Source organism: Acidobacteriota bacterium (assembly GCA_016716715.1).
GTDB lineage: Bacteria > Acidobacteriota > Thermoanaerobaculia > UBA5066 > UBA5066 > Fen-183.
This window is the reverse complement of record JADJVE010000005.1, coordinates 77,471-90,645: the sequence shown is the minus strand read 5'-3', so window position 1 is coordinate 90,645 and position 13,175 is coordinate 77,471. Positions and strand designations below refer to the sequence as shown.

12 protein-coding genes are annotated in these 13,175 nt (G+C 69.6%); 3 read left to right on the top strand and 9 right to left on the bottom strand.

The annotated features are described in order from the left end of the window. Positions 1 to 38 precede the first annotated feature (38 nt). The gene (locus IPL89_09625; GenBank protein MBK9063438.1) at positions 39 to 599 is read left to right on the top strand and encodes a porin family protein; all 561 of its coding nucleotides are present in this window, start codon (positions 39 to 41) and stop codon (positions 597 to 599) included. 3 nt (positions 600 to 602) lie between these two features. On the opposite strand, the gene IPL89_09620 is transcribed toward IPL89_09625, so the two are convergent. The 9 genes from IPL89_09620 to IPL89_09580 are packed head-to-tail and all read right to left on the bottom strand — an operon-like array spanning position 603 to position 10,281. Further along, positions 603 to 1,409 carry an ATP-binding cassette domain-containing protein gene (locus IPL89_09620; protein MBK9063437.1) on the bottom strand — a complete coding sequence of 269 codons (807 nt, stop codon included), beginning with the start codon at positions 1,407 to 1,409 and terminating at the stop codon, positions 603 to 605. An 8-nt stretch (positions 1,410 to 1,417) separates the two neighbouring features. Next, positions 1,418 to 2,917, bottom strand: coding sequence for an ABC transporter permease subunit (locus tag IPL89_09615; GenBank protein MBK9063436.1), 1,500 nt, complete (start codon positions 2,915 to 2,917; stop codon positions 1,418 to 1,420). Next, positions 2,914 to 3,777, bottom strand: coding sequence for a phosphatidylserine decarboxylase (psd, locus tag IPL89_09610; GenBank protein ID MBK9063435.1), 864 nt, complete (start codon positions 3,775 to 3,777; stop codon positions 2,914 to 2,916). The genes IPL89_09615 and psd overlap by 4 nt, the downstream gene beginning before the upstream one ends. A 32-nt stretch (positions 3,778 to 3,809) precedes the next feature. Further along, positions 3,810 to 4,196: a RidA family protein gene (locus IPL89_09605; protein MBK9063434.1), complete on the bottom strand. Its 387-nt coding sequence runs from the start codon at positions 4,194 to 4,196 to the stop codon at positions 3,810 to 3,812. Between the two features lies 1 nt (position 4,197). Further along, positions 4,198 to 5,145, bottom strand: coding sequence for a prolyl aminopeptidase (gene pip, locus IPL89_09600; protein MBK9063433.1), 948 nt, complete (start codon positions 5,143 to 5,145; stop codon positions 4,198 to 4,200). A gap of 13 nt (positions 5,146 to 5,158) precedes the next feature. Continuing rightward, positions 5,159 to 6,676 carry a mechanosensitive ion channel gene (locus IPL89_09595; protein MBK9063432.1) on the bottom strand — a complete coding sequence of 506 codons (1,518 nt, stop codon included), beginning with the start codon at positions 6,674 to 6,676 and terminating at the stop codon, positions 5,159 to 5,161. Positions 6,677 to 6,698: 22 nt separating this feature from the next. After that, the gene (locus tag IPL89_09590; GenBank protein ID MBK9063431.1) at positions 6,699 to 7,850 is read right to left on the bottom strand and encodes an ABC transporter permease; all 1,152 of its coding nucleotides are present in this window, start codon (positions 7,848 to 7,850) and stop codon (positions 6,699 to 6,701) included. Further along, positions 7,847 to 8,902 (bottom strand): saccharopine dehydrogenase NADP-binding domain-containing protein, encoded by a 1,056-nt coding sequence (locus IPL89_09585; protein MBK9063430.1) that lies wholly within the window; start codon positions 8,900 to 8,902, stop codon positions 7,847 to 7,849. Before IPL89_09585 ends, IPL89_09590 begins: the two co-directional genes overlap by 4 nt. Next, positions 8,899 to 10,281, bottom strand: coding sequence for a GTP-binding protein (locus tag IPL89_09580; protein ID MBK9063429.1), 1,383 nt, complete (start codon positions 10,279 to 10,281; stop codon positions 8,899 to 8,901). Before IPL89_09580 ends, IPL89_09585 begins: the two co-directional genes overlap by 4 nt. Before the next feature lie 59 nt (positions 10,282 to 10,340). Here IPL89_09580 and speA point away from each other — a divergent pair, with 59 nt between their 5' ends. After that, positions 10,341 to 12,287 carry a biosynthetic arginine decarboxylase gene (gene speA / locus IPL89_09575; protein ID MBK9063428.1) on the top strand — a complete coding sequence of 649 codons (1,947 nt, stop codon included), beginning with the start codon at positions 10,341 to 10,343 and terminating at the stop codon, positions 12,285 to 12,287. Then, entirely contained in the window at positions 12,288 to 13,166 is an 879-nt protein-coding gene (gene bla / locus IPL89_09570; protein MBK9063427.1) for a class A beta-lactamase, read from the top strand. It begins immediately after the preceding gene. Positions 13,167 to 13,175: the final 9 nt, after the last annotated feature.

Here is a 13,175-nt window from a genome sequence, read left to right as displayed (position 1 = left end):
GGTTAGGATCAGGACGGGAATTCACTCAAGGAGAAAATGTGAAGAGACTCATTCCTTTCGGCGTCTGCATCCTCGCCGTCATCCTGTTTTCCGCCGCTCCCGCCGCCGCCCAGGGCACCGGCGGGTTCCAGTTCGGCCTCACGGGAGGCGCCTCGTTCCCGACGAGCGACTGGTCCGACGCGTACGACACCGGCTACAACGGCGGCATCGTGCTGAACTACGAGCTCCCGGCGCTGCCCCTCGGAATCCGCGTCGACGGCGACTACCGCAACTTCTCCGCCAAGACCTCCGGCGCCTTCACGCGCTCCGCGGAGGTCTTCGACGGAAACGCGAACCTCGTCGTCGGCATCCGGATCGTCCTCGTCAAGGTGTACGCCCTCGGCGGAGGCGGCTTCTACAACATGAAGTTCAAGGCCGAGAGCGGGGGCGTCTCGTCGTCGATCTCACAGACCGACTTCGGGTGGAACGCCGGCGCCGGCGTCGCGTTCGTCGTGGGCAAGCTCTCGATCTTCGGCGAGGGCCGCTACCACGAGGTCACGCTCGACAACTCGGCCGGCAAGTTCAAGTTCGTCGCGGCGACCGCGGGAATCCTCTTCTAGCGTTCAGGGCGCCGGCGCCCTTCCCCGCGGGACTCGCGGCGCGCGCGCGCGCGGAGGACCGCCGGGCGCCGGGCCGCGGTCCTTCGCCTGCAGCAGGAAGCGCGTCGCGGGATGCTGCGGGTCCGTGAGGACCTTCGCGGGCGGGCCTTCCTCGACGACGACCCCGTCCGCGAGGATCACGACACGGGTCGCGAAGTCGCGTACGAAGTCGTCGTCGTGCGTCGCGACGACGAGCGTCCGGCCGTCCTCCTTCACGAGGCGCTGCAGCGAGCGCCCGAGCTCGTTGCGGCGAGCCGGGTCGAGCGACGCCGTCGGCTCGTCCATGAGGAGGAGCGGCGGCTCCATGGCGAGCGTGCGGGCGATCGCGACGCGCTGGGCTTCGCCGCCCGAGAGCTCGCGCGGCAGGGCCTTCGCAAGGCGGTCCACGCCGAGGCTTGCGAGGAGCGCGAGCGCCCGGGCCTCGGCGGCCTCGCGCGAGACTCTCGCGACGTGGAGCGGCGCGAGCGTCACGTTTTCGAGCACGGAGAGGTGCTCGAAGAGGCCGTGGTACTGAAACACCATCCCGACGCGCGCGCGCAGGGCCTGGAGCGTCCCGCCGGACGGCGGCGGTCCCGGGGAGAGCGCGACGCGGTCCACGTCGATCGTCCCGGCGTCGAACCCCTCGAGGCCGACCACCGCGCGCAGCACGGTCGTCTTGCCGCCGCCGGAAAGCCCCATCAGGGCGACGAGCTCGCCCCTCGCAACCGAAAGCGTCACGCCCTTCAGCACGCTCGTCGCGCCCCGGGCGAGGCACAGTCCGTCGATTTCCAGAAACGCCCTCACGTGGACGCCGCCCTCCAGCGCCCCTCGAGGCGCCGCGCGAGACGCGCGAGCGGAAGCGACATCGCCAGATACAGCGCCGCGCACAGCGCTCCGGGCACCGCCCAGCTCGCGATGTTCGTCGCGAAGATCGCCGTCTGCTTCGTGAGCTCGACGACCGTGACGACGGAGACGAGCGACGAGTCCTTCAGGAGCGCCACGAAGTCGTTCGTCATGGGCGCGAGCGCGAGGCGGAACGCCTGCGGCCCGCGGACGAGCCTCAGCACCTGCCCCTCCGTCAGGCCGAGCGTCCGCGCGGCCTCGAGCTGGCCTTTCGGCACCGCCTCGAGCGCGCCGCGGTAGATCTCGCTCTCGTAGGCGGCGTAGTTCAGGCCGAGGCCGAGGAGCGCCGCGACGAACGCCGGCAGCCGCACGACGGACGAGAGGCCGTAGTAGAGGACGAAGAGCTGCAGCAGGACGGGCGTCCCGCGCGTGACCTCGACGTAAACGGTCAGCACGGCGCGCACCGCCGCGTTCCCGTACACGCGCCCGCTGGCGATGCAGACGCCGAGCACGACCGCGAGCGCCATGGCGAGACACGAAAGCGTGATCGTGACGAGCGAGGCTTTCAGGAGAGAAGGGAGATAGGAGACGACGAGAGAAAGAGAAGAGGAAGAGAAGATTTTCTTAGAAGGTGAAGAGGGAGGGGGCGAAATCTCCGTCTCTATCTTCTCTTCGAACGCCGCCTGGTCCTCGTCCCAGACCTTCCACTCCTCGAAGATCCGCTTCAGCGTTCCGTCGCGCATCGCGTCCAGCAGGATCGCGTCGATGCGGTCGCGGAGGGCCGCGTTCTCCTTCCCGAGAATCGCGACGTACCTTCCCGTCGCGATCGTCTCGGGCTGAGTGGCGAGGCCCGCGACGCGGCGCACGGAGCGTGCCGCGAGGACGTGGTCGAGGAGGACGGCGTCGAGCCTGCCCTTCGCGAGGTCCTCGTACGGGTGGACGTCGTCGTCGTACGAGACGGGGACGACCCCGTCCGTCTTCGCCGCGGCGGCGAGCGCGTCCCACGCGATCGTGCCCGCGAGCGTCCCGACGCGCCGCCCGCGGAGGTCCGCGAGGCGGTGGAACTGCCCGGAGTCGGCCACGCGCACGGTCAGGACCTCCCGGAACTCGTAGTACGGGACCGTCACCGCGAGCGCCGCGCGGCGCGACGGGGTGTCCTCGATGCCCGAGAGGCCGAGGTCGAAGTCGCCTCGCGCGGCCGACTGATCGAGCGACTGGAACGCGACCTGGACGAACGCGGGCGTCCGGCCGAGCTTCCGCGCGACGAGGTTCGCGATCTCGACGTCGAAGCCGCGCAGCTTCGAGGGATCGGCGGGATCGGCCTCGACGAAGGGCGCGCCGCCTTCCGCGTCGCCGCCCCAGCGCAGAGCGGGCGGGCCCGTTTCCGCGGCGCGCGAGGCGCCGGCGAGGAGAAGAATCGCGGCGCCGGTCGCGTAAGCGAGCGCCCCGCGCGTCACGCCGCGAAGCCCCCGAGACGCTCCCCCACCTTCACGGGGCCGAAGCCGCGCGTCGCCTTCCACGCGTCCGCCTTCGGGCCGCCCACGAGGAGAACGACGGTCGAGCCCAGCTCGAACGTCCCGAGGTCGTCGCCGGGCGCGCACGGCAGGGCTGGAACGTCCAGCCTCCCGCGCCGCGGGAGGGCACTTTCCGAGAGCCAGCGCGGGTCGATCACGACGCCGCCGACGTGCGTCGCCGCGACGAGGACCGCGGCCACGACGAGACCTTCGTCCGGCCCCGAGCCGCCGGCGATCCAGTACGCGCGGCGGTTCCGCACGTAGAGGCGCGGCGTGAAGTTCGTCGACGCGTCGTTGACGGGCCACAGCTCGCCCTCGACGCGCCCGACGGAGACGCACGCGCCCGCGAGCGGGACGTGGATGCGGTGGTAGTCCTTCGGCGCGAGGTAGAGCGTGAGGTAATGCGCGCCAGCCAGCTCCGCGGCGAGCGGGTCGCCGTCGAGAAGCTCGTCCAGGCGGTACGGCAGGCCCTTGGCCTGCAGGAGCGTCCCCTCCGTCACGCGGCCGGACGCGATGAGCGCCCCGTCCACGGGCGAGTTGATTCCGCCCGGAACGGCCGCGGCCTGCGGGCGCAGGCCGGGCTTCAGCCTCCGGGTGAAGAAGTCGAGGAAGCTCGCGTATTCCTCGAGCGGGCGGTCGGCCTCGTCGAGGTTGGCTCCGTACGCCGCCGCGAAGCGCCCGAGGAGCGGCCGCCGCAGAGCCCTCGGCAGCGTGAGACGGGCGAGCGCGCCCACCGCGGCGGAGCCAGCCTTCTTCGGATAGAGCCCGAGAAGCGAGAGGGAGAGCGGCGGACGGCCAGCCATGTCCCCCAACCGTACCAGACGGGAGGCGCGGCTCAACCCGCCAACCGGACGGCCGCGATCGCCGCGATCTCGACCTGCCAGCCGCCGCGGAACTCGTTCACGGGCACGATGGCCCGCGCTGGCCGCGCGTCTCCCATCACGCGCGCGTAGACCTCGTTCACGCGGCCCCAGAACGACGCGTCCGAGACGTAGACCGTCACCTGGAGGAGGTGGGAGAGGTCGCTCCCCGCCGCGGCGAGGACAGCCTCGACGTTGCGGAGCGCGCGCTCGGTCTGTTCTTCGAGCGTTCCCGGACCCGCATCCGGCCGCGCCGGGTCCTTCCCGAGCTGCCCCGCGACGTACACGAGTCCGGCGTGGACGACGCCCTGGGAGTAGTGCCCCGCGGGCGCCGGCGCGTTCTTCGTGAAGACGGCCTCCACGTCAGACCTTCGTCTTGAAGTCTTCCGTGGCCGCGACGAGCGCGGAGATGATCCCCGGCTCGTCCGCGGAGTGGCCCGCGTCCGGGACGACGACGTACTGCGCCTCCGGCCACGCGAGGTGCAGGTCCCACGCGGACTGCAGCGGGCACACGAGGTCGTATTTCCCCTGGACGATGACGCCCGGAATCCGGCGGAGGCGCTCGGCGCCATGCAGGAGCTGGTCGTCCGACTTCAGGAACGACCCGTTCAGGAAGTAGTGGGCCTCGATGCGCGCGAGCGCGATTTCGTTCGGGACGTCCTCCTCGGCGACGGGCTCCTCCACGGGGACGAGCTTCGAGGCGTGGTTCTCGAATTTGTTCCACGCGAGCGCAGCCTCGCGCCTCACTGTGGCGTCGTCGGACGTCAGCCTGCGGTGGTAGGCGCGCACGACCGAGCCGCGCTCGCGCGGCGTCAGCGGCGCCACGAAGGCGTCCCAGCCGTCCGGCTCCATGCGCCTCAGGCCGTCGACGTACGTCCAGTCGATCTCGAGCTTCCGGCCGAGGAAGATCCCGCGCAGGACGAGGCCGGTCGCGCGCTCGGGGTGCGTCTCGGCGTACGCCAGACCCAGCGTCGAGCCCCACGAGCCCCCAAACACGAGCCACTTCGCGATCCCGAGATGCGTCCGGATTCTCTCGGCGTCCGCGACGAGGTCCCACGTCGTGTTTTCCCTGAGCTCGCCGAGCGGCGTCGACTTGCCGCAGCCGCGCTGGTCGAAGAGGACGACGCGCCAGAACTTCGGGTCGAAGAAGCGCCGGTGCATCGGCGAGAGGCCGGCCCCCGGCCCGCCGTGAAAGAAGATGACGGGCTCGCCGTCCGGATTGCCCGACTCCTCGACGTGCAGCGTGTGGAGCTCCGAAACCGGCAGCCGGAACGTCCGGTACGGCTCGATCTCGGGGAAGAGCGGCGGCATGGAGGGAGTTTACCTAGCCGATCCCGAAAAACTCGCGGATCCTCGCGAGCGTGAGCGGCTGCGAACGCTCCGCCCGCGAGCGTCTCGCTTCCTCGGAGAGCCCCTCGCGCACGGCCGCGAGCTCCGCCTCGCGCTCGGACACGAGCGCGGCGATCGCATCGGCGACCGCGGGCCGCCTCTCGAGAATCTCCTTGAACCCGGCCTTCTCGACCCGCCACGCCTCGGAATCCGCGAGAGCGACGACGGTCGCCTTCCGCGGCTCGCCGGTGAGGAGTCCCATCTCGCCGAAGAACTCCGGCGCCTCCAGCGTCGCGACGGCGCGCTCGACGGATCCGGAGACCGAGACGCGCACTTCCGCGCGGCCCTTCGTGAGGACGTAGAGGTGATGGCCCGCGGCGCCCTGCCGTACGATCGCTTCTCCCTCGCCGAACGGCAGAAGGGACATCCCCTGCGCGAGGCGGTCCCGCTCCTCCGGCGTGAGCGGCGCGAAGATCGAGACGCGCTCGAGCGCGGCCCGTCCCGCAGCGCGCGCGGACTCCGAAGAGCGCGTGCGGGCCTCCGCGTCGCCGGACGTGAGAGTCACCTGGCGGACCGGGAACGCGATCGGAAGCCCGGCCCGGCGCAGCGCGAACCAGAGCCGCGTCCGCACGGCCGAATCCGTCGCGTCCGCGAGGAACATGTCCGTGAGCCAGTAACGGACTGCGAAGTGCGAGGCGCTGTCCCCGAACTCGAGGAAGACGCAGTCCGGCTCCGGCGCCGCGTCGACGCCGGCGACGGGGTCACGCCAGAGGGCTTCCTGAGCGCAGGCGACGACCTCCGATGGCGCGACGCCCGACTCCACGCCGAAGCGGATCCAGCGCCGTTCGCGCGGTGCGTCGCCCGGGACGCCTTTTCCGCGCAGGGTCACGGCGGTCTTCATGAACAGCGAGTTCGGAACCACGAGGAAGTCGCGGTTGCGCGTCTCGAGCGTCGTCTGGCGCCAGCCGACGTCGCGGACGAGGCCCGTCGTCTCGCCGAACGTGACCCAGTCGCCCGCCTTCACGGAGCCGTCCAGCTGGAGCGCGAGGCCGCCCATGACGTTCGCAAGCGTGTCCTGGAGCGCCCAGCCGATGACGGCCGTGAGAACCGCCGACGTCGCGACGATTCCGACGACCTCGACCTTTCCCGACGAGAGGACGGCGAGCGTCGCCGCGATCGAGCCCGCGGCGATCGCGAGGTCGCGCAGGATGCGCGGCGGGCGCATGTTCACGAGGGGGAGAAGGACGTCGAAAAGCAGCGTCCCGAAGAGCGCGACGGCCGCGATCGCGGCGATCGCGCGGCCCGCGAGGTCGAGCGCGGCGGCTCCCCGCATGCCCGAATCGGCCGCGAGGTGGGCCGCGAAATGGATCGCGAAACCGAGCGCGCCGAGCAGGACGACGCGCACGACGCGCCTCCGCTCGCGCCGGTCGAGGAGCGCCGTCACGGCAGCCGCCGCCGCAAAGACGAGGGCGTCCTGCAGAACCGAGTGGGTCAGGAAGGCTTCGGACGACAAGAGACCGCGATTATGCCCGGGCCTACTCTCCCTCGCGCGCGAGGCTCACGACGGGCCGGCCCGAGAGGTTGATCGCCGGGACGAGCGACGCCCCGATGGCGACCGCCAGCGACAGTCCCGTCACGGCCAGGATCATCGTCGCGTCGGGCGCGAGCATCGCGCCGATCGGAGCCCACTGCGTGTCGACGAGGGCCTTCTCGATCAGGAAGGAGAAGAGCCGCATGAAGCCGAGTCCGAGGATCCCGCCCACGGCGCCGAAGAGCGCGCCCTCCAGGACGAGGAGCTGAAGAACGGTCTTGCGGGGGAACCCCAGGATCCGCAGCAACGCCGCCTCGCCCCGCCTCTCGCGCGCGGACATCGCGAGCGTGTTGCTCGTGATGAGGAAGAGCGTGAACGCCGTCGCGAGGCCGATCCCGCCGAGGAGCGCCTGCACGTTCCCGAGCATGTCCATGAACATGAGCTGCCACTGCTTCTCGCTCATCGCGCGAATCGGAACGGGCGCGTTGTCGAACCGGCGCTCGATCTCGGCCGTCACCTTCGCGACGTCCGGGCGCGACTTCGCGAGGATCCAGAACATCCCGACCTGCCCCGTATCGCCCGTGATGTTCTCGAAGTACTTCCGGTGGACGTAGAGCCCGTTGTCGAGCTTGTACGTCATGACCGCGCGCACGGTCGTCTCGACGACGCCGCCCGAGACGGGAGCCTTGAGAACGACCTTGTCGCCGACCCTCCAGCCGTGCTGCTTCGCGAGGATGGGGCCGATCACGCACCCCGTCGGATCGGCCTTCCACGCGGCGACCTGGTCGGGCGGGATCTTCGCCTCGCGGTAGACCTCGACGAACGCGTCGGCCGGCGCGGCCTGGAACGGAACCATGTTCTCGGGCCTGTCGTCCTTCCACTGCGTCATCAGGAAGTCGAACGGACAGACGCGCTGGACGCCGGGCACGTCCTCGAGCTTCGCGAGATACGCCAACGGCAGCTTCTCGAACATGGACGTCTTCGCCATGACCATCGCGCGAAACCCCATGTTCTCGGACCAGTCGTTCTTGAGCGCGCCGTTCACGAGGTAAAGGAATCCGACGAGCCCCGTGGACAGGCCGATCGCGGCCACCGTCAGCGCGCTCCGGAGCGGGCGGCTCGTGACATGGCGGGCGGCGAGGCGGACGGGGATCATGCGGGAACGACGAGCTTCGACCCGCGGATCGTCTCGATGAAGCGCGAGCCGAACGCCTGCGACGGCGTGTGGACGCCGGGTGCGACGTCTCCGGCGAGGACTCTCTTCGCGATCGCGACGGCGGTCTCGGCGGTCAGCGCGTAGCCCTCGAGCGTCTCGAGCTTCCCCGTGACGACGCTCCCGCCCCTCGTGACGCGGCCCCAGAGATACGACCGCTCGCGGCCGCGCTCCTCGGCCGTCGGACCCTTCACCGTCTTCTCCACGCGCGCCTTCAGGAAGGACTGCACGAAGGAGAGGCCGAGGAGTTTCGTGAACCGGCGCATCCGCCTCGCGCCCGCGACGGCCGACGGCGGCACCGCCATGTAGACCTCGATGTTCGGGATTCCGGTCGAACGGAAGGCCGTCGAGAGGTCGCCCCACGGGATCGTCATCGCGAGGCGCGTCTTGTCGCCCAGCGGAATCTCCAGCGTCTTCCACGCGGCGGGGACGGTGACGAGTTTCCCGCCCTCGCGGACGAGGCCGCCCTTCGGGATGCCTTCGAGCATCGTCTTCATCGTCCCGGCGCTCGTCTTGAATCCCCGGAACGCGAGCGTGAGCGTCTCGGCCCCCGGCAGCGCTTCCGAGAGCGCCTTCGCAAGGCAGTCCGACGGCACGACGTCGAATCCCGTCCCCGGGAGGACCGCGACGCCGGCCCTCTTCGCGTCGGCGTCGCGGGCGAACACCGCCTCGAAGACGTCGACCTCGCCCGTGATGTCGAGGTACGCCGTCCGCGCCTGGAGGCAGGCCTCGAGCGCGGGCGCGCTCGTCTTCGAGAACGGGCCGGCCGCGAGGATCATCGCGCCGTACGGCTTCAGGAGGTGCGCGGCGGACGCCGGGTCGTCGAGAGAAAAACAGAGGCTGTTCAGTCCCCAGGCCGCGGCGAGCGGTTCGACAGCCTCCCGGCGCCGGCCCGCGACGACCGGCCTCAGGCCCTCGCGAAGCGCGACGTCCACGATGAGCTTTCCCGTGTAACCGTTCGCGCCGTAGACGATCAGGCCGCTCTTCGCCGTCACGAGACCTCCCCGGCCGGCGCTTGCGAGGCTCCCGGCGAATCGGCGAGTTTCACGCCGCAGACGTTCGCGAGGTCGCGGCAGGCGTCGACCTCGTCCTCGGCGCCGCGCGCGGCCTCGTCCGGCAGCACGAAACGGAATCCGTCGTCGCCCGGAAAGACGATCCCGTTCTCGAGGATGTGCCGCGGGCCGCCGACGCCGAAGAGGCCCGAGTCCATCACGAGCCACATCCAGTCGGCCTCGCGGGCAAGTCCCGCATGGGCCAGCACGTCGCCAAGGCGAAAAGCCACGCTAGGAGCAGGAGAAGACGAAGAGAGGATCTTCTTAGAAAGTGAATGCGAGAGGGCCTCGAAGCCTCTTGGATCGAAGGCGCGCGTCGCGCCCCTCCCGTCTTCGAGCGTCAGGAGCGGGGCATCCGCCGGCACGAGCGCTCCGCCGAGTGCCTCTTCCCACTCTAAGAAATCTCTCTCCTTCGGATCTTTCAAAATGACGTCCACCCGGCTGTCGCGCCGCCAGGACGTCGGCGCGGTCGAGAGGCGGCCGCCCGCGATTTCGTGGAGGCGCCAGCCCACGGTCGTGTGGAAGAGCCCCTTGGCGCGGGCGACGCCGCCGCGAGTCAGCCGCCCGGAGCGGAGCTCTTCGAATGCCGCAAGCAGGCGTTCCGCGTCGAAAATCCGCTCCGGCGGTTCCGCCACGCCTTGGCCCACATACCCTTCCAGGAAATCTCCGTGAGCGTGGGCGTGCGAGGAGCTAGCCTCGAGGAGCGCCGGAGCCGCTGCGGGGGTCTGCCGCTCGAGATCCCAGATTTCGTCCGGGAGCACCCCGCGCGCCGCCCGGACGATCCGGAGCTTCGGCGGCGCCAGCGCTTGGGCCCACTCTTCCACTCGAAGAATCTCTTCCTCCGAAGCCAGATCGCATCGATTGACGACGAGAACGTCGCCGGTATCGACCTGGTCCCGGAAGAGCTCGCTTTCGGCGTACGCCTTCGGCAGATCCTGCTGCGGGTCGAGGAGCGTGATGACCGGCCTCACGTCGAAGCGCTGCGCCCAGCGCGGGCCGCGCAGGAGGTCCACGAGCTCGGACGGCCTCGCGAGGCCCGTCGGCTCGAGGACGAACCTCGTCGGGGCGACGATGTCGCAAACCTCCTCGAGAGAGGCTTCGAGGTCCGCCATCGCCGTGCAGCAGACGCAGCCGCCCGGCACCTCCTTCAGGATGCAGCTCGCGCAGTCCGACAGGAGCGCGCCGTCCACCCCGAGCGTCCCGAACTCGTTCACGACCACGGCGATCCGCTCGCGGTCGGCGCGGCGCGCGAGGAGGTCCTTCACGGCCGTGGTCTTGCCGACGCCGAGGAAGCCCGAGAGGACGTGGACGGGGATTTTCACGGCCTTGATCCTAGAGAATTTCGCGCCGCCCCGCTCGGCCTCCCTTAAGATTCGCGCCGATGACACCCACCGCACTCGCGCGCGCCTCGAAGAAGCCCGCGCGCGCCCGCGCTCCCGAACGGTTCGCCGACGCCGAGAAGCTCTACGGCATCGAGAACTGGGGGAAAGGCTTCTTCTCGGTCTCCGACGACGGCAACCTCCTCGTCCACCCGACGAAGGAGAACCACCGCTTCGTCGACCTCAAGGGCGTCGTGGACGACGTCGCCCTGCGCGGCATCTCGACGCCCGTCGTGATCCGCTTCCCGCAGATCCTCGACCAGGCGGTCAAGGAGCTGAACGAGGCCTTCCTCCACGCGATCAAGGAATACGACTACGACGGCGTCTTTCGCGGCGTGTTCCCGATCAAGGTGAACCAGAAGAAGGTCGTCGTCCGCGAGATCATCCAGTCCGGCCGCAAGTACGGTTACGGCCTCGAGGCCGGGAGCAAGCCCGAGCTCATCGCGGCGCTCTCCCAGGACCTCGGCTCGGACTGCCTCATCACGACGAACGGCTACAAGGACGACGCGTTCATCCGCCTCGCCCTGAACGGCATCCGGATGGGCAAGACGGTCGTCCTCATCCTCGAGAAGGTCTCCGAGCTCGAGAAGATCCTCGACGTCGCCAAGAAGCGCGGCGTCAAGCCACTCATCGGCATGCGCAGCAAGCTCTACGCGCGCGGCTCGGGCAAGTGGGCGAAGTCGGGCGGCGAGGCCGCGAAGTTCGGCCTCACGACGACCGAGATGCTCGAGGCGGTCGAGATCCTCAAGCACCGAAAGATGCTCGACTCGCTCGTCATGCTCCACTTTCACATCGGCTCGCAGATCACGGACATCCGCAAGATCAAGCAGGCGATCAAGGAGGCGGGGCGCGTCTACGCGAAACTCCACGCCACGGGCGTCGAGATCCAGTACCTGAACCTCGGCGGCGGCCTCGGCGTCGACTACGACGGCAGCAAGACCGCGTTCGACTCCTCGATGAACTACACGGTCCAGGAGTACGCGAACGACATCGTCTACACGATCAAGTCGATCTGCGACGAGGAGAAGGTCCCCGTCCCGACGCTCGTCACGGAGTCGGGCCGCGCGCTCACGGCGTACCACTCGGTCCTCGTCACCAACGTTCTCGACGTGGCCGACCGCATCGAGCAGGGCCGCTCGGTCAAGCTCGACGGTGACGAGAACCACGTCGTGCGCGAGCTCTACGACATCTGGCAGAGCATCACGGCCAAGAACGTCCGCGAGAGCTACCACGACGCGCTCCAGTTCAAGGAAGAGCTCTTCACGCTCTTCAACCTCGGCTACGTGTCCCTCGAGGACCGCAGCAAGGGCGAGATCCTCTACTGGAACATCTGCGAGCGGATCCGCCGGTTCCTCCACACGCTCAAGGACGTCCCGGAGGAGTTCGAGCAGCTGGAGGTCATGCTCGCCGACAAGTACGTCATGAACTTCTCGGTCTTCCAGTCCCTGCCGGACGTGTGGGCGATCGACCAGCTGTTCCCCATCCTGCCGATCCACCGCCTGCGCGAGAAGCCGTCCGAGCACGGCACGCTCGCGGACATCACGTGCGACTCGGACGGCAAGATCGAGAAGTTCATCGACCTGAGGGACATCAAGGAAGCGCTCCCGCTCCACGCCTTCCACAAGGGAACGCCGTACTACATCGGGTTCTGCCTCGTGGGGGCCTACCAGGACGTGCTCGGCGACCTCCACAACCTCTTCGGCGAGGTTCACGAGGTGCTCGCGAGCGTGGACGACGACGGCCGCACGCGCATCCAGGACGTGCTGCCGGGCGAGTCGTGCGAGCGCGTGCTCTCGTACATGAACTACGACAAGGACGAGCTCCTCGACGGCATCTGGCGCCAGCTGCGCCGGGCCACGGAGCGCAAGAAGGTCAAGGAGCCCGAGGCCAAGGCCATCGCGAAGGACTTCGAGCACAGCCTCACGCACTACACCTACCTGGAGGAATAGTTGCTTCTCGTTCTCCCTCTCGTCCTCCTTGCCCTCGCGTCCCCCGCCCCCGATTCCGCGCCCCCCGATCCCATCGTCGCCGCCGCGCGCGCGGTCGAGACGGGCGGCCTCGTCGCGGGCGTGTCGGTCCTGCACCTCGAGAGCGGCCGCGCGGCCTCCTGGCGCGGGACCGAGACGTTCCAGATGGCGAGCGTCTTCAAGCTGCCCGTCGCCATCGCCGTCCTCGACTCGGTCGAGAGGGGCAAGCTGAGCCTCGACCAGGAGGTCGAGGTGAAGGAGTCGGACCGCCAGAGGGTCGGCCCGATCGACGATCACTGGACGCCCGGAATGCGCGTGTCCGTCGCGCGCATGGTGGACGTGATGCTCGTCGACAGCGACAACACGGCCGCGGACCTCCTGATCCGCCTCCTGGGCGGCCCCGCCGCCGTCGAACAGACGCTCGTCTCCAAGGGGGTCTCCGGCATCCGCGTCTCCCTGGACGAGAAGGGGCTCGGCGCGGCGATGCAGAAGGACCTCGACGCGATCGAGCGGGGCGCGCAGAACGGAACGACGCCGGACGCCATGGCCGGCCTCCTCGCCCGCCTCTTCAAGGGCGAGCTCCTCTCGAAGGCTTCCACCGACCGGATCCTCGACTCGATGCGGCGGTGCGCGACGAGCGGCCGGCGCTTCCGGGCAGGCCTCCCGAAGGGCGCGGAGGTCTTCGACAAGACCGGGACGATGCGGCTCTCGTCGAACGACGTCGGAATCCTGACGCTGCCCGACGGCTCGCATGCCGTCCTCGCCGTCTTCACGCGCGGCGGAACCGGCGCCGAGGCACGCGAGAAGGCGATCGCCTCGATCGCGAAGGCGGCCTGGGCGGCCGGCACGCCTCCGCGTTAGGGTAAATTC

Bases quoted from the DNA above. Each gene is read 5' to 3' on its own strand.
- psd (MBK9063435.1), bottom strand. From the start codon at position 3,777: ATGGCTGGCCGTCCGCCGCTCTCCCTCTCGCTTCTCGGGCTCTATCCG.
- pip (MBK9063433.1), bottom strand. From the start codon at position 5,145: ATGCCGCCGCTCTTCCCCGAGATCGAGCCGTACCGGACGTTCCGGCTG.
- IPL89_09590 (MBK9063431.1), bottom strand. From the start codon at position 7,850: ATGATCCCCGTCCGCCTCGCCGCCCGCCATGTCACGAGCCGCCCGCTC.
- speA (MBK9063428.1), top strand. From the start codon at position 10,341: ATGACACCCACCGCACTCGCGCGCGCCTCGAAGAAGCCCGCGCGCGCC.